This is a genomic window from Janthinobacterium saanense, from assembly GCF_014200675.1.
GTDB lineage: Bacteria > Pseudomonadota > Gammaproteobacteria > Burkholderiales > Burkholderiaceae_D > Janthinobacterium.
Genome location: NZ_JACHCI010000022.1, coordinates 12,021 through 27,588 on the forward strand (window position 1 = coordinate 12,021; position 15,568 = coordinate 27,588).

General features: G+C 60.5%; 16 protein-coding genes and 2 tRNA genes. 9 read left to right on the forward strand and 9 right to left on the reverse strand.

Annotation, left to right across the window (positions count from 1 at the left end):
* Positions 1 to 8: 8 nt before the first annotated feature.
* The gene (gene uvrB, locus HDE72_RS23020; RefSeq protein WP_260176878.1) at positions 9 to 2,096 is read right to left on the reverse strand and encodes an excinuclease ABC subunit UvrB; all 2,088 of its coding nucleotides are present in this window, start codon (positions 2,094 to 2,096) and stop codon (positions 9 to 11) included.
* A gap of 111 nt (positions 2,097 to 2,207) precedes the next feature.
* On the opposite strand from uvrB, the gene HDE72_RS23025 reads away from it, so the two are divergent.
* The 4 genes from HDE72_RS23025 to HDE72_RS23040 all read left to right on the forward strand — a co-directional run bounded on the left by HDE72_RS23025 (position 2,208) and on the right by HDE72_RS23040 (position 4,272).
* Entirely contained in the window at positions 2,208 to 3,422 is a 1,215-nt protein-coding gene (locus tag HDE72_RS23025) for an amino acid aminotransferase (protein ID WP_183746414.1), read from the forward strand.
* Between the two features lie 129 nt (positions 3,423 to 3,551).
* Positions 3,552 to 3,627: transfer RNA gene (locus HDE72_RS23030), tRNA-Asn, on the forward strand.
* A 148-nt stretch (positions 3,628 to 3,775) separates the two neighbouring features.
* A complete protein-coding gene (locus HDE72_RS23035) occupies positions 3,776 to 4,105 on the forward strand; it encodes a Dabb family protein (protein ID WP_183746418.1) in 330 nt (109 codons plus the stop codon).
* A gap of 91 nt (positions 4,106 to 4,196) precedes the next feature.
* A tRNA-Asn gene (locus tag HDE72_RS23040) sits at positions 4,197 to 4,272 on the forward strand.
* Positions 4,273 to 4,393: 121 nt separating this feature from the next.
* Here HDE72_RS23040 and HDE72_RS23045 read toward each other — a convergent pair.
* On the reverse strand, positions 4,394 to 4,912 hold the full coding sequence (locus HDE72_RS23045) for a GNAT family N-acetyltransferase (RefSeq protein ID WP_183746421.1): 519 nt from the start codon (positions 4,910 to 4,912) through the stop codon (positions 4,394 to 4,396).
* Positions 4,913 to 5,209: a type II toxin-antitoxin system TacA family antitoxin gene (locus HDE72_RS23050; RefSeq protein ID WP_183746423.1), complete on the reverse strand. Its 297-nt coding sequence runs from the start codon at positions 5,207 to 5,209 to the stop codon at positions 4,913 to 4,915. It lies immediately after the preceding gene.
* Positions 5,210 to 5,425: 216 nt separating this feature from the next.
* Between HDE72_RS23050 and HDE72_RS23055 the strand changes: the two genes are divergently transcribed.
* The gene (locus HDE72_RS23055) at positions 5,426 to 5,725 is read left to right on the forward strand and encodes a hypothetical protein (RefSeq protein ID WP_221291376.1); all 300 of its coding nucleotides are present in this window, start codon (positions 5,426 to 5,428) and stop codon (positions 5,723 to 5,725) included.
* A gap of 48 nt (positions 5,726 to 5,773) precedes the next feature.
* Here the strand turns inward: HDE72_RS23055 and HDE72_RS23060 are convergent, their stop codons facing one another.
* Positions 5,774 to 6,391, reverse strand: coding sequence for a TetR/AcrR family transcriptional regulator (locus HDE72_RS23060; RefSeq protein ID WP_183746426.1), 618 nt, complete (start codon positions 6,389 to 6,391; stop codon positions 5,774 to 5,776).
* A gap of 80 nt (positions 6,392 to 6,471) precedes the next feature.
* Between HDE72_RS23060 and HDE72_RS23065 the strand changes: the two genes are divergently transcribed.
* Together HDE72_RS23065 and HDE72_RS23070 are read left to right on the forward strand one after the other, a co-directional pair.
* Positions 6,472 to 7,299: an inositol monophosphatase family protein gene (locus tag HDE72_RS23065; protein ID WP_183746428.1), complete on the forward strand. Its 828-nt coding sequence runs from the start codon at positions 6,472 to 6,474 to the stop codon at positions 7,297 to 7,299.
* The gene (locus tag HDE72_RS23070) at positions 7,296 to 7,964 is read left to right on the forward strand and encodes an NAD(P)H-binding protein (protein ID WP_183746431.1); all 669 of its coding nucleotides are present in this window, start codon (positions 7,296 to 7,298) and stop codon (positions 7,962 to 7,964) included. The genes HDE72_RS23065 and HDE72_RS23070 overlap by 4 nt, the downstream gene beginning before the upstream one ends.
* Before the next feature lie 63 nt (positions 7,965 to 8,027).
* On the opposite strand, the gene HDE72_RS23075 is transcribed toward HDE72_RS23070, so the two are convergent.
* The 4 genes from HDE72_RS23075 to HDE72_RS23090 form a co-directional block, all read right to left on the reverse strand.
* Positions 8,028 to 10,085, reverse strand: a complete 2,058-nt coding sequence (locus HDE72_RS23075; RefSeq protein WP_183746433.1) for a M13 family metallopeptidase — start codon at positions 10,083 to 10,085, stop codon at positions 8,028 to 8,030.
* A gap of 95 nt (positions 10,086 to 10,180) precedes the next feature.
* Positions 10,181 to 11,209, reverse strand: a complete 1,029-nt coding sequence (locus tag HDE72_RS23080) for a sulfotransferase family protein (RefSeq protein WP_183746436.1) — start codon at positions 11,207 to 11,209, stop codon at positions 10,181 to 10,183.
* Positions 11,206 to 11,937, reverse strand: coding sequence for an aspartyl/asparaginyl beta-hydroxylase domain-containing protein (locus HDE72_RS23085; RefSeq protein ID WP_183746439.1), 732 nt, complete (start codon positions 11,935 to 11,937; stop codon positions 11,206 to 11,208). Before HDE72_RS23085 ends, HDE72_RS23080 begins: the two co-directional genes overlap by 4 nt.
* On the reverse strand, positions 11,934 to 12,455 hold the full coding sequence (locus HDE72_RS23090; protein WP_183746442.1) for a GNAT family N-acetyltransferase: 522 nt from the start codon (positions 12,453 to 12,455) through the stop codon (positions 11,934 to 11,936). The genes HDE72_RS23085 and HDE72_RS23090 overlap by 4 nt, the downstream gene beginning before the upstream one ends.
* Positions 12,456 to 12,718: 263 nt before the next feature.
* Between HDE72_RS23090 and HDE72_RS23095 the strand changes: the two genes are divergently transcribed.
* Positions 12,719 to 13,117 carry a GtrA family protein gene (locus HDE72_RS23095; RefSeq protein WP_183746445.1) on the forward strand — a complete coding sequence of 133 codons (399 nt, stop codon included), beginning with the start codon at positions 12,719 to 12,721 and terminating at the stop codon, positions 13,115 to 13,117.
* A 32-nt stretch (positions 13,118 to 13,149) separates the two neighbouring features.
* Positions 13,150 to 14,451, forward strand: coding sequence for an NCS2 family permease (locus HDE72_RS23100; RefSeq protein WP_183746448.1), 1,302 nt, complete (start codon positions 13,150 to 13,152; stop codon positions 14,449 to 14,451).
* Here HDE72_RS23100 and HDE72_RS23105 read toward each other — a convergent pair.
* Positions 14,429 to 15,568, reverse strand: coding sequence for an FAD-dependent oxidoreductase (locus tag HDE72_RS23105; protein WP_183746452.1), 1,140 nt, complete (start codon positions 15,566 to 15,568; stop codon positions 14,429 to 14,431). The genes HDE72_RS23100 and HDE72_RS23105 overlap by 23 nt on opposite strands.

Sequence of the window (15,568 nt, forward strand, 5' to 3'; positions counted from 1 at the left end):
TCCCCCACTTATTTGCCCAGCATCGACACCACATTGTCGCTGCCCGGTGCGCCGAACAGCTGCTGTTTCAGGACGTGCAGCTGGTCGCGCACCTGCGCCGCTTTTTCGAACTCCAGGTTTTTGGCGTGGTCTATCATCAGTTTTTCCAGGCGCTTGATTTCCTTGCTGACCTGTTTTTCGCTCATGGCTTCGAACTTGGCCGTTTCCTGCGCCACCTGCAAGGTTTCGCGCGCTTCCTGCGGGCTGTAGACGCCGTCGATCATTTCGCGGATCGACTTTTTCACGCCGATCGGGATGATGTTGTTGGCCGTGTTGAAGGCGATCTGCTTGTTACGGCGGCGCTCAGTTTCATCGATGGCGCGGCGCATGGAGTCGGTGATGCGGTCGCCGTACAGAATCGCCGTGCCGTTCAGGTTACGCGCGGCGCGGCCGATGGTCTGGATCAGGCTGCGTTCTGAACGCAAAAAGCCTTCCTTGTCCGCGTCGAGGATGGCCACCAGCGACACTTCGGGCAAGTCCAGGCCCTCGCGCAGCAGGTTGATCCCGACCAGCACGTCGAAGGTGCCCAGGCGCAGGTCGCGCAGGATTTCCACGCGTTCCACCGTTTCGATATCGCTGTGCAGATAGCGCACCTTGATGCCATGGTCGCCCAGGTATTCGGTCAATTGCTCGGACATGCGCTTGGTGAGCGTGGTGACCAGCACGCGCTCATCCTTCTTGACGCGCTCGACGATTTCCGACATCAGGTCATCGACCTGCGTGCTGGCCGGGCGGACGATGATTTGCGGGTCGACCAGGCCGGTAGGGCGCACCACCTGTTCCACCACCTGGTCGGAATGGGTCTTTTCGTATTCGGCCGGAGTGGCCGAGACGAACACGGTCTGGCGCATCTTCTGTTCGAATTCCTCGAATTTCAAGGGGCGGTTGTCGAGCGCGGACGGCAGGCGGAAGCCATAGTCGACCAGGTTGGTCTTGCGCGAACGGTCGCCGTTGTACATGGCGCTCAGCTGGCCCGTCAGCACGTGCGATTCGTCCAGGAACATCAGGGCGTCGGGCGGCAGATAGTCGACCAGGGTAGGCGGCGGTTCGCCCGGCAGGGCGCCGGACAAATGGCGCGAATAGTTCTCGATACCTTTCGTAAAACCGATTTCGGCCATCATTTCCAGGTCGAAGCGGGTGCGCTGTTCCAGACGCTGCTCTTCGATCAGCTTGTTCTCCTTGCGGAAAAACTCCAGCCGTTCGCGCAGCTCGTCCTTGATGGTTTCCACGGCGCGCAGCACGGTGGAGCGGGGCGTCACATAGTGCGAACCGGGGTAGACCGTGAAGCGGGGGATTTTTTGCCGCACGCGGCCCGTCAGCGGGTCGAACAGCTGTATCGATTCGATTTCGTCGTCGAACATTTCCAGGCGCACGGCCAGTTCCGCATGCTCGGCGGGGAAAATATCGATGGTATCGCCGCGTACGCGGAAAGTGCCGCGGCCGAAGTCGACTTCATTGCGCGTGTACTGCATCTGGATCAGGCGGGCGATCACGTCGCGCTGGGCGACCTTGTCCTTGACGCGCAGGGTCAAAATCATCTGGTGGTATTCGTTCGGATTACCGATGCCGTAGATGGCCGAGACGGTGGCGACGATGATCACGTCGCGCCGTTCCATCAGCGACTTGGTGCACGACAGACGCATCTGCTCGATATGTTCATTGATCGAGGAATCCTTCTCGATGAACAGGTCGCGCTGCGGCACGTAGGCTTCCGGCTGGTAGTAATCGTAGTAGCTGACGAAGTATTCGACGGCGTTTTCCGGGAAAAAGTCGCGGAACTCGCTGTACAGCTGCGCGGCCAGCGTCTTGTTCGGCGCGAAAATGATGGCGGGCCGGCCCATGCGCGCAATCACGTTGGCCATGGTGTAGGTCTTGCCCGAACCGGTCACGCCCAGCAGGGTCTGGAAAGCCAGGCCATCGGCGATGCCTTCGGTCAGCCCGGCAATCGCCGTCGGCTGGTCGCCGGCCGGTGGAAACGGCTGGTGCAGGCGAAACGGCGAATCGGGAAAGGTGACGACGGTGGCTTCCGTGTCCTTGGCTTGGGATAAATCGGGCATGTGAATCAGACCTTTGTTAGAATAGTGCTCTGCTGGCGGCCCTGGCGTTGTTTTTGGGGCGCTGCCGACAACTCCGCTGTGAACCTGCTTCCAATCGAATCCAATCTTATCATGACGAACCCAACTGTTTCTGCCAGTCTGTTTAGCGCCATCGAGATGGCCCCACGCGACCCGATCCTGGGCATCACCGAAGCATTTAACGCGGACCAGAATCCCGCCAAAATCAACCTGGGCGTCGGCGTTTATTATGACGACAACGGCAAAGTGCCTCTGTTAGCTTGCGTACGCAAGGCAGAAGCGATCCTGATCGAACAAGGCGCGCCACGCACCTATCTGCCGATCGAAGGCCTGGCTGCCTACGACAAAGCGGTGCAAGAGCTGGTATTTGGGGCCGATAGCGCCGTGATTCAAGAGCGCCGCGCGATTACCGTGCAAGCCATCGGCGGCACGGGCGCACTGAAAATCGGCGCCGACTTCCTGCAGCGCTTCGCGCCAGGCGCGCAAGTCTATATCAGCGACCCAAGCTGGGAAAACCACCGCGCGCTGTTTGAAAGCGCCGGTTTCGTGGTCAACAACTACGCCTACTATGACGAAGCCACCCACGGCGTCAATTTCGACGGCATGCTGGCCGACCTGAACGCGATGCCATCGGGCTCCGTGGTCTTGCTGCACGCCTGCTGCCATAACCCGACCGGCGCCGACCTGAGCGTGGCCCAGTGGGATCAGATCATCTCCGTCGTCACCTCGCGCGGCCTGGTGCCGTTCCTGGACATGGCTTACCAGGGCTTCGCCAATGGCATCACCGAAGACGGCGCCGTGGTGCGCCGCTTTGCCGACGCCGGCGGCCCGCTGCTGGTATCGAACTCCTTCTCGAAATCGTTTTCGCTGTACGGCGAGCGCGTGGGCGCCCTGAGCGTGGTCGCTGCCAGTGCCGACGAAGCGGCCCGCTTGCTGTCGCAACTGAAACGCGTGGTACGCACCAACTACTCGAATCCGCCTACGCATGGCGGCAAGGTAGTCGCTACCGTGCTGGCCACGCCCGAACTGCGCCAGTTGTGGGAAGAGGAACTGGCCGGCATGCGCGTGCGTATCCGTGAGATGCGCAATGCGTTTGTTGCCAAGCTGAAAGAGAAAGCGCCAGCGCACGACTTCGGCTTCGTGCGCGAGCAAATCGGCATGTTCTCGTACTCGGGCTTGAGCAAGGAACAAGTGGCAGCCTTGCGCGAGCAATCGATCTACGCCGTCGATACGGGCCGTATCTGCGTGGCAGCCTTGAATTCGCGCAATATCGACATCGTTATTGACGCCATTGCCAAAGTCCTTTAAACTCTTGCTTCTTCGGCGCTGCTTGCAAAAGCGCGCTGATGGCAATATAAAGTTGTGATAAGAGTGTTCAGCAAGATGGTAAATGAGTCTTGTAAATACGAAATAAACGACATATAATATTGCCTCTTTTCCCTGATAGCTCAGTTGGTAGAGCGACGGACTGTTAATCCGCAGGTCCCTGGTTCGAGTCCAGGTCGGGGAGCCAGAATTCAAAAAGCCACGTTGAAAAACGTGGCTTTTTTCGTTGTGCGGGCTACTCGTCTTTACTCGTTGCGATGGCGGTTTTGGCTGCTCGCCGATGCCTTCCAGCGATTTACGCTATCCTGAGCAGACTATCTACAGGAGAGTTAGCCATGTCTTGTTCCACCGCCCCCTTGCGCCACATCGTGCTGTGCGAATTTATTGACGACATCACCGCCGCCAAGCACGCCGAACTCGTGCGTGAGTTTTCCCAGCTGAAAGACCGCATCCCTGGCGTGCTGAAGTTCGAATGGGGGCAGAACGTCAGCGCCGAAGGCCTGGACGACGGCTACACCGATTGCTTCACGCTCACCTTCAGCGCTGCCGCCGCGCGCGACGCCTACCTGGTCCATCCCGATCATCTGGTATTCGTTGACTTGCTCAAGCCCTGGATAGGGCGAGTGCTGGTGATCGACTATGTAGCGCAGGAGGCGGCGGCCTGAACAGGACTGAAAGTTACCTAGGGAAAAGATAAACATTTTCCTCAGGAAATCTGGACAGTTAAAAATCTGCCCTATATAATACGGCCTCTTTTCCCTGATAGCTCAGTTGGTAGAGCGACGGACTGTTAATCCGCAGGTCCCTGGTTCGAGTCCAGGTCGGGGAGCCAGAACATCAGTAGTATCAAAAAGCCCAGCCTTTCGGTTGGGCTTTTTGCATTGTGGGGCTATGTAAGGGGTAGTTTTTCGCTTTGCACTATCCGTGTTGCCGTGACCGTCAGGTTTGGCAAGCTAGGAGAACAGTTTTTCAATCTGCTTCATCGGCAGAAACAGGCGCAACGGTGTCTGCTGGAAGGGCAAAAAATGGAAGTGTTTGTAAAAGCGCTCGGCCTGTTCATCCTTGGCATCCACGACCACCGCCATGGCGGCAATTTGCCGGGCATGTTGCAGGCTGCGGTGCAGGGCGTCGAGCAGCAGAAGTTCTCCCAGGCCTGGATCTGGAATGGTTTTGTCGCGAGCAAGACGGCCTAGCAGTGTCACCGGCAGATAGGCGTAGCGTGGCAGCTTCCTGGCCAGATCTGTGGGTAGCTCGTCCAGCGGAATGCGTGATGACGAGAGGGTATAGTAGCCGCGGACAATAGGCGCGGCAGACTCGATCAGGACAAAAGGCGCCGCTGCATACTTTTCAGCATCCTGCCGCGCCTGTTGTTTCAAATAGCGATTGAGGTCATCATTCCCGCAGTCGAAGGCACTGCGTTGATGCCCTTTTTCAAGCGGGATGATGTATTCAGGAGCCAGACCAAGGGACAATTACAGCCCCGATTTCTGGCGATAGTTTTCGGCGGCCTGGCGCAGGCGGGCTCCGGGTTCAGCGGGACTGAGCAAGGCAGATACGAAGGCAATTTGCTCCTCGCGCGACAAACGGATAAGTTCGTGCTCCTCAATGACCTTGGCGGCCGCCTTCTGCGTGCTATCAATCACAAACTCGCTCAAGGTGCGTCCGGCCAGTGTGGCCGCACGTTGAAAGAATTCCTTCTGATCGCTAGGCACGCGCGCTTCCAGTCGCGCATTGCGCTTTTTGTCTGATATTTCAGCAGTGTCTGGCATGGCTATACCTCATTAAACTTGTTTGCATCTGCATGAAATGTACGGCATTTGTACGGACGGGTCAAGCGGTGTATATGCTGACTACGGCCGTGACATTTGGCGCAATTTTGCCGAAATGTATCTGTCATACTCTCTGCGCTTAAAAAAGGTCGGGGCTGCTTGTTGCCATCGTTGCCGCTTAGCTCGCTTAGCTATTTCAGCGTCCAGAGAAACTCCATGAAAAATATTGCCGCCCTGTTGTTGATGATAGTCGCTGCCATGGCCTCTAGCCAGCAGGCACATGCACAAAAGCGCCAGCCGCCGTCCGATGCGCAGGTCAGGCAGCAGATCATCAATGCATCGATCGCCTCCTATCCGGGGCGCTGCCCCTGTCCTTATAATTCCGCCAAGAATGGTAGCGCCTGTGGCGGCCGCAGTGCGTGGAGCCGGCCTGGTGGCTATGCCCCGATTTGTTACGAGCGCGAGATTACGGGCGAGATGGTGCGCAAGTGGCGGCAAGCGAATGGTATGGGATAGCTGAACTATCTTCCGGTCCAGGCTTTGTCCCCCGCCTCTCTGAAGTGGTCATTTTGCTATTGCCACCAGGTATCCCCCTACCGCCGCCGTCACGCGCAGCAGCAAGGCTTGTTCATCGGTTTCACCATGGCTGCCTGCGCTATCGACCATACCGCGTGTAATTGCCATCACGTCGCGTACGGCGGTATGGGCGAGTGTCTCTTGCGGCAGTCCCATTTTTTCCAGGCACCCCCGCAGCACTGCGGCCGCACGCTCCCCATTGTGTTGTAACTCTGCGCTGGCAGGCAGCCGCGCTTCTTCGGCGTCGAGGAAGCGCGCCAGACGTGGCCGCCGCAATTGGTGGTGGACAGCAATTGCCAGCAATGCCCGTACGCCTTGCTGGCCGTCAGCGTGCACCGGCATGCCAAGAATGTCGCTCAGCAGCGCGCTGGACTCCTGTTCGATCAGTGCGCGCGTGATCGCATCCCGGTTGGGAAAGTATTGATACAGCGAACCGACGCTGACGCCAGCCCTGGCTGCCACGGCATTGGTGGTGTAGCCATCGTAGCCCGTGGTTTCCAGAATGCGAGCGGCCGCCTCCAGAATGGCGGCCACGGTGACGGTGGAGCGCCGCTGGCGGGGCTGTTTGCGGGGCGTCGTGGATGGGTTCGGCGGGTGGTGGCTCATGGCGTCGTATGCGAGTATCAAATGCGAGTATATGCTCGTATTATGAACCTGTTTCCGCATTTTATCTCGAAGGAACTTTCATGATGCATACGAACAATTTGAAGGCATTGCTGCCGGCAGTGACAGAGGCAGTTGAGGTCGCAGGCCGCACCTTGCTGGCGCGCTTTTCCAGTAGCGCCAGGCCCGATGACCTGGCGGCATTGCTCACTGCCATCGAGGCAAACGACGGCGCAGTCAGTGGCACCTTGCGCGATAGCCTGCTGCGCATCCGGCCCGGCAGTGGCTGGGTGGACGATGAAGAGGGCGGCGGACGATTGCCGGACGGTGAATGGTGGATCGTCGATGCCGTCGAAGGTAATGTCAACCACATCCATGGCAGCGTGGCCTGGGCCGTATCGGCAACCCTGGTGGTTGATGGCCTGGCGGTGTTGACGGTAGTAAAGCTGCCTGTCACGGGAATGGTGTATGCGGCTGTGCTGGGGCAGGGCGCCACGGTCAACGGCATGCCACTGCAGGTGTCGAAAAAAACGCAGCTGCAGGCGGCGATTGTAGGTACGGGGCAAGCCCGGCCGGGCGAGGGCCGTGCCGTGTACGCCGCCATCGGCGCTTCGGTTTCCGCAATGCTCGAGTCTGCCTTGCTGGTACGGATGGCGGTACCGGCGACTCTGGAGCTGATCGAGGTTGCCAGCGGACGCATGGATGGCTTTTGGCAATATAGCCAGGTGCGTTCCGGGCTTGCCGCGGGCGCCTTGCTGGTCAGTGAGGCGGGCGGCGTGGTGACGGACACACAGGGCCAGCCCTGGAGCTTTGCCAGCGTGGATATGCTGGCGGCCGCGCCCGGCGTCCATGCTGCGGCAGTTGCCTGCCTGGGCGCAGCGGCCGACTTTTCAGATGCGGGGCAAGCATGAAGCGTTATGCCGTGATAGGCGCCAGCAGTGGCACGGGGCGTGAAATTGTCGCTACCCTGGCGGCACGCAACGACGCCGTGCGGGCGATTTCCCGTCACCCACTGCCCGGGAGCGCCACGGTGGAGCCGTATGCCGCCGACGTGAGGGATGGCGCAGCGATGAAGGAGGCGCTGGCCGGCGGCTTTGATTGCGTGTTTTATACCGTCGATATCCATGGCAAGAAGCTGACGCGCGCGCAAATCCGGGCGGTCATGTATGAGGGCTGCGTCAATGCCATGATGGCTGCTGCAGCCGGCGGGGCAAAACGGTTTGTGCTGCTGTCGGTGATGGGCCCGCAGCGTTCTTCCTGGGTGTGGTGGCTATTGAATGCCATGAAGCCTGGCATGCGCGACAACATCATTGCACGCGAGCAGGCCTTGATAGGCAGTGGCTTGTCGTATGTGATCTGTCGCGCGCCCCGTTTGCAGGATGGCGTCGATACGGTGGCAACCGCAGCGGTTTTGGCGGGGCAGGAATCTGGCTTGCGGCTCGATATGAAACGCTCTATCAAGCGCGGCAGGCTGGCGCGGGCGCTGATCGATGCCGCCGATCATGCTCCGTCTGACAGCATATGGGACGTTTTTGCCGACAAGGCCGGGCCCGTGGCTGCGTGGCTAGGTGGTTGAACTCGGCCGGGCAGGCGCTTCCCTGATTGAAAGGAAGCGCGCTGCCGGACTATGCCTGGCTTGTTACCACATGATTACGCGCTGTTCAGGCGCCAGATACATAGCGTCGCCCGGTTTGATGTCAAACGCCTTGTAAAAGCCGGGCTGGTTCATCACGGTGCCCTTGGCGCGGAATTCGCCTGGCGAATGCGGATCGCTCTTGATCTGGGCGATTGCCGCTTCGGGGCGCAATTTGGCGCGCCATTTCATGGCGAAACCGATATACAAGCGTTGTTCGCCGGTCAGGCCGTCGATCACGGGCGATGGCTTGCCGCCCAGCGAACGCTCGTAGGCATTGTAGGTGACCGACAGGCCCGAGTTGTCGCCGATGTTTTCACCGAGGGTCAGCTCGCCATTGATGAAATAGCCAGGCACGGGGCTGTAGGCGCCGTATTGCTTGACCAAGCCGGCGGCGCGCGCCTTGAAGGCGGTGCGGTCTTCTGCCGTCCACCAGTTGCGCAGGCGGCCATGGGCATCGTACTGGCTGCCGGAATCATCAAAAGCATGGCTGATCTCATGGCCAAAGGTGATGCCGAGCAAGCCGTAGTTGACCGCGTCTTCCGCTTTGACGTTGAAGAAGGGCGGCTGCAGGATGGCGGCAGGAATCGTGATCGCGTTGAGCAGTGGGTTGTAGCTGGCGTTGACGGTTTGCGGCGTCATCGACCATTCATCGCGGTCCACCGGTTTGCCCAGTTTGGCCAGGTTTTGCTGGCGGCCCCACACGCGCGATGCGCGCACGTTGGCGATCAGGTCGTGCGGCTGGGTTTTCAGGGCGCTGTAATCACGCCATTTTTCCGGGTAGGCGATATTCGGTTTCAAGGCAGCCAGCTTGGCTTGCGCTTCTTTCTTGGTCTCTGCGCTCATCCAGTCGAGCTTGTCGATGCCATCCTTGAATGAGGCCACGAAGTTGTTGAACATGGCCATCACGCGCGGCTTGGTTTCGGGCGGCAGATACATTTCCACATAACGTTTGCCGACCGCATCGCTTACGGCACCATCGGTAAAGCGCAGGGCCAGCTGCCATTGCGGTTCACTTTGCGGCGTGCCGCGCAGCACCGTGCCTTCGAAGGCGAAGCGCTCCTTGACGGTGGCGCTGTCCATATACGGGGCGTAGCTTTCGATCACGCGCCAGTTGAAGTAGCTCTTCCAGGCTTCCAGCGGGACGGCGGCGATGACTTCGGACAAGCCACCCAGGTAGCTCGGCTGGCGTACCACGGCCGACGATGCTTTGGGCGCCAGGCCGGCAGCTTTAAAGTAGGCGTTCCAGTCAAACGCGGGCGCCAGCTCGGCAAACTTGCTGAAGTCGACGCGGTTATACGATTTGACGGGATCGCGCATTTGCACGCGGGTCCATTGGGCGGCGGCCAGGCGGGTCTCGATGTCGAGAATCTGGACGGCATGGGCGTCGGCGTTCTTGTCGCCGCTCATGCTCAGCATGGTCGCTATATGCTGCTGGTATTTGGTGCGCGCAGCCTTGAGCTTGGCGTCGTCGTCTTTCAGGTAGTAGTCGCGGTCAGGCAAGCCCAGGCCGGACTGGCTGACATTGAGGGTGTACTGCTCAGGATTCTGGGCATCGGGCGAGACGCCGGCCGAAAACGGCGTCTGGACGCCATAGGCTTGCAGGTAAGCGAACAGCGCCGGCAAATCCTTCTTGTCCTTGACGGCGGCCACGCGGGCCAGATCGGATTTCAAGGGCTTGAAGCCGGCGGCGTCGCGTGCCTTTTCATCCATGAAGCTGGTGTACAGGTCGGCGATCTTGTGCGTATCGCTACCGGCCTTGCCTGGATTCTTCAGGGTCGCATCGATCAGCGCCTTGAGCTGGCCTTGCGCCGTTTCGCGCAATTCGATATACGTGCCCCAGACCGATTTATCGGCCGGGATGTCGGTGTTGCGGGTCCAGACGCCGTTGACATAGCCATAGAAATCATCCTGTGGGCGAATCGCCGGGTCCAGTGATTTCAGATCGATGCCCGATACGGGCGCGGCGGTATTGGTGCTATTGGCGCCTTGCTGGGCGTGCAGTGCCGGGGTGGAAAAAGCGAACAAGGCGCAGCAGGCGGCGCTGATAAGCGTACGTTTCACGAAGACTCCTTAATTTTTTAGTTAGACGTCATGTCCAGCACATGCTGTGGCTGGACATGCGACGCAAGATTATAGTCGGCATTACTTGGGTGCAATTAAAGATCTTGCCGGGACTGCTGTTGCGTATGGCGTATGCGCAACGCTTCCAGCGCCGCGTAGCCCGGCTGCAGCGAGGCGGCAATTGCCTTCAGCGGGCCTGCCGCTGCCCCGTGCTGGTCGCCGTGAAAGACCGTGCCATATTTCGCGTGCCTGCCACTGCGCTCGCGCATCGCGTGCAGTTGTCCGGTCGTGGGGCCGATGCCCAGCCGTTGCAGCACATCGCTGAAAACGATATCCGGTAACTGCTGGTAGTTGATCAATAGTAGCTTTCCCGCTGCCGCATGATGGTGGGCGGCGGCGTACAGGCTGGCCAGCACCAGCGCTGCGTAGCCGTCCAGGTCGCCCGGGGCGAGAGCATGGTCGGGCAGCGGCAGCAGGGCCGGGTGCAGCATGCCGGGCACCATTTGCGGGCCGCGCTGGCGCTGGTGCGAGGCCAGCACGGCTTGCGGTTCGCGGTAGAGGAACAGGCAGGGTGTGCCGGGAAACGCCTGCCGTATCAAGTCCAGACTGTGGATGTGCCAGCAATCGAATTTGATCACGTAATGGCTTTCGTCGCCGAAGCGGCGCTGGCCCAGCGCCAGCATGGCTGAGCGCAGCAGGGCGATGCTGTCGATGGTGCTGCTGTCGTGGTGCAGGCGCAGCAAGGCATCGATAATGGGCGGCTCGGACATCACCACGCAGTGCGGCAGTGTCGCCAGCATTTGCGTCAGCAGGGTCGAGCCGCAGCGCGACACGTGGAAGATGAAGGCGTCGGGCGGCAGTCCATCGTTGAACTGGGCCAAGGCCGCCAGCGGCGTGCGGCAGGTCCGGCGCTGTTCGCGCGGCTGGCGGGCCAGGGTGTTTTCAAAGAAGGAATCGCTGAAGCGTGTTTCTCCCATATCGCGCCAATGGACGTCGATAGCGTCTGCGCCATGCGCCACGCTCACCGGATACCAGCCGGACATGTCCATGCCGGCTTGCCAGGGCACTGCTGTCCCCTTGTTCATCAGGCGTTCTTGCAGGGCAAGACCATGCGGCACGCTCATGTGCCCGAGCCCTGGGCCAGGGTCGCCAGACGGTCGGCCATGGCTTGCGTGGCCGGTGTGGCAGAGGCGCGCAATTGCGTGATGACGGCGTGCACATTGCCGTCGTTGATGCTGGGGTCGCCGTATCTGGCGGCCGCTTTCGGCACGAAGCCGGCGCGCGCGAACAGCGCTTGCAGCCAGGCATTGGTGAGGCAATCGATCACCAGGTGGATGCGCGGCGCCATGCCGCGGTTTTCTACCGCGTGCAGGCAGCTGGCGTCCATATACCAGGCGTGGCCGGCCGTGAAATGGACGCTCTCGCCATCGATGCTGAACAGCACTTGTGGCGAGGTCTGGATGGGGATGTGGATGCGCGTCAAGCCATCCATCAGCGCCGTGCCGGCATCGCGGTGCGCGTGGATCACGGCGCCCGGCGCCAGGGCCATCAGGCGCACGGCGCCGGCGTTGCACCGGAACTGGTCGATGACTGTGCGCAGATAAGGGCAACGGAGCAGCTGCGGCGTATCTGCATAGAGCGCCTCATTGATCGGCACGATATGGGCAGCCTCGCCACCGGGTGAGCGCAGCGGCACGCAGCTCCAGCCATATTCATAAGCGCCGGTATTGAAGTGCTTGATCCAGTCGCCGGCAATAAACTGGCTGCTATCGCGCTGCATCTGCCTTACGTCGAACGATAGCGGTAATTGCAGCCAGGTGCTGGGGCGCGCGTTGAAGGTGCTCCTCATCATGCTGGAACCCAGCGCAAATGCTCTTGTACCTCATCTTCGCCGTGCAACTGGAATCCCAGCCGCTGGTACAGGCGGCGCGCCGCCAGATTACTTTTGTTGACGGCCAGCTCTATACGCAGCCCTTGCCTGCTCGCCAGTGCTTGCAACTGTCCGAATACGGCGCTGGCGGCGCCATGTTGCTGCGCTTGTGGCAAGATGGCGATATCGACTATGTGCAGTACGGCATTGTGATGCTGCAGTATCACTCTGCCTATGGCTTGCGCGTCGCGTTGCACTATCAGGTAGGCCGCTTGCGGGTAGCTGTGCTGATACGCCATGGTTTGTGCGCGCTGCTGCATGCTGATCAGTTGCTCAATCACTGAGGGATCGCCTGGTATCTGCAATAAATCGCTGCGGGTGGAGCGGTAGAGCGCGGCTGCGAAAGCGTCATCGACGGCATCGCCCATGCTTTGCTCGCGTAATTGGTAAGGGGATGCTAGCGCAGCGAGGGCCGCTGCAAAAGGGAAACAGGTGCTCACCTATGCTCCGATCATTTTTGAGGATGGCTGGAATACGCAATCGCATACTGGGTCGCGGCTCGGGAATTTGCCATACTATTAATATTTACACGCACAGCCATCTTTTGCAATCATTTTGTGAGGGTGTGTTTGACCCGGTGACAAGGTCGCGATGGGCGCGTTGCGAGCAACTTGCAGTAAAATGCAGGCTGAAAAATGGTTACGAGCAATCGTAGCCATTTTTCATTCACACTGGAATCTTGTCCCCGTCATATAAAGAGTTTATGTCTCATTCCCTGCATCACCAATTCTTGCGTTTCGCCGCCGTAGGCGCTTCCGGTACCGCCGTCCAGTATGCCGTGCTGTGGGGAGGCGTCGAGTGGCTGGCCATCAGCGCCGCCCTCGCTTCCGGCCTCGGGTATATCCTGGGCTCGCTAGTGAACTATGTGCTCAATTACTTTTTTACCTTCAAGAGCGACAAGGGCCATGGCGAGGCCGCCACGAAATATTTCAGCTTGCTGGGCATAGGCTGGTGCATCAATACGGGCTTGATGTGGTTGCTGGTACACCAGGCCGGCTGGTATTACTGGCTGGCGCAGGTGCTGGCCACGGGCATCGGCCTGATCTGGAATTTTGCCGGCAGCCGCTGGTGGGCCTTCAAGCCTGCCAGCGTGCCGAAGTAAGCTCAATCGTATCAACCAACAAGGGCTACCTCATGCAGTTCCTGGAACGCTATTTCAAACTGAAGGACAACGGCACCAGCGTGCGCACCGAGCTGCTGGCCGGCCTGACCACCTTCCTGACGATGGCTTACATCATCTTCGTCAATCCGAGCATCCTTGGCGACGCCGGCATGCCCAAGGATGCCGTGTTCGTCGCCACCTGCGTGGCCGCCGCCATCGGCACCCTGATCATGGGCCTGTACGCCAACTATCCGATCGCGCTGGCGCCGGGCATGGGCTTGAACGCCTATTTTTCCTACACGGTCGTCAAAGGCATGGGCATGAGCTGGGAAGTGGCGCTGGGCGCCGTCTTCATTTCCGGCTGCCTGTTCATCCTGGTCAGTCTGTTCAAGATACGCGAGATGATCATCAACAGCATCCCGCCCGCCTTGCGCACCGCCATCACGGTGGGGATCGGGCTATTCCTGGCGATTATTGCGCTGAAAAGCGCGGGCGTGGTGGTGTCCAATCCGGCCACCATCATTGCCCTGGGCGATTTGCACCAGCCGGCGCCCCTGCTGGCCATCATCGGCTTTTTCATCATCGTCGCGCTGGACCGCCTGAAAGTGCCGGGCGCCATCCTGATCGGCATCCTGACCATTACCGTGGCCAGCTTTTTCTTTGGCGGCAATCATTTCATCGGCGTCGTCTCGGCGCCGCCAGCCATAGAGCCGACCCTGTTCAAGCTCGATATCATGGGCGCCTTGTCGTTCGGCATCGTCAACGTGGTGCTGGTGTTTTTCCTGGTCGAACTATTCGATGCGACGGGCACCCTGATGGGCGTGGCCAACCGCGCCGGCTTGCTGAAAGACGGCAAGATGGAACGCCTGAACAAAGCCTTGCTGGCCGACAGCACGGCGATTGCTGCCGGCGCCTGCCTGGGCACGTCGAGCACCACGGCCTTCGTGGAAAGCGCGGCTGGCGTGCAAGCCGGTGGCCGCACGGGCTTGACGGCCGTCGCGGTCGCCATCCTGTTCCTGGCCAGCTTGTTCTTTGCGCCGCTGGCGCACACCGTGCCGCCGTACGCGACGGCGCCCGCACTGCTGTATGTGGCATGTTTGATGCTGCGCGAACTGACCTTCATCGACTGGGACGACAGCACGGAAAGCATCCCGGCCGCCATCACGGCACTGATGATGCCATTCACCTATTCGGTCGCCAGCGGCGTGGCTTTCGGTTTTATTACTTACGCGGTGCTCAAGCTGCTGACGGGCAAGGGCAAGCAGGTTTCCGCCGTGGCCTACATCATCGCCGCCATCTTCCTGTTCAAGTTTATCTATCTGGGCGAAGGCTGACGGTTTCTTGCATATGCCGGGCGACGTGGTCGGGATCGTCTTCGGCGACGGCGCCCTGCAAGCCTTGCCCGGCGCCGAACGCAGCTGCTTCGGCACGGGGAAACATCATTGCTTCATAAGCGGCAACCGCTGCGCGCCAGTCGCCGCCGCGCGCCAGCAGCAGCGCCAGGTCGGCCGCGTCCGCCATAGCGCCATTCGCGCCTTCACCGCCAAACGGCGACATTAGGTGCGCCGCATCGCCGATCAGGGTAAGGCCCGGCTGGTTGGACCAGCGGTGTCCGACCGGCAGCGCCAGCATGGGCCGCACGGCCAGTAAAGTACCTACCTCAATCAGCTCGCGAAACGGCGCCGCATAGCCGGCAAAGATGTTGGCCAGCCACGTTTTGGTTTCTGCCGAGATCGTCGAGTACGAGCGCACGGCGTCCAGCGGCATGCGGACGGCGGCATACAGGCGCACATGGGCGTTGCTGTTGCGCTGGGCCGCCAGCAAGGTGTTGCTGCCCTTCACAAACATCTTGCCATGGCCGCTCAGCGCCGACAGCGCCGGATACCGCTGGTCGATATCATCGATACCCAATTCGAACATGGTCACGCCCTCGTAGGCCGGCCGGGCGCTGGAGAGCAGGGGCCGCACGATGGATGACGCACCGTCGGCGCCCACCACCAGGTCGAAAGCTACGCCCTCGATGCCTGCGCCGGCCAGTGCATGGCGGCCATCGGGCAGGGCGCGCAAGGCGGCTACTTTCTGGTCCCAGCGCACGCAGTCGCGTGGCAGGGCGTTGAGCAGGATCTGGCGCAACTGGCTGCGGTCGATTTCCGGCTGGTCGCCGTCAGGATTGGGATCGTCGAACAGCAGCGTGCCGTCGGGAGCGTAGGCCCGGTTGCCCTGGTCGCCATAACGCGCCAGCGCTTGAAACGCATCATGCAAGCCGGACAGTTGCAGGGCCCGCTGCCCCGTCTCGGAATGCATGTCCAGCGAACCGCCTTGCGGCCGTGTCAGCGCGTGCGCGTCGCGCTCGAATACGGTCGCCTTGATGCCGTGCAAGTGCAAGATACGGGCAAGAGTCAGGCCGCCGGGGCCGCCACCGATGATGGCGATAGAGGGAGTGTTCTGCAT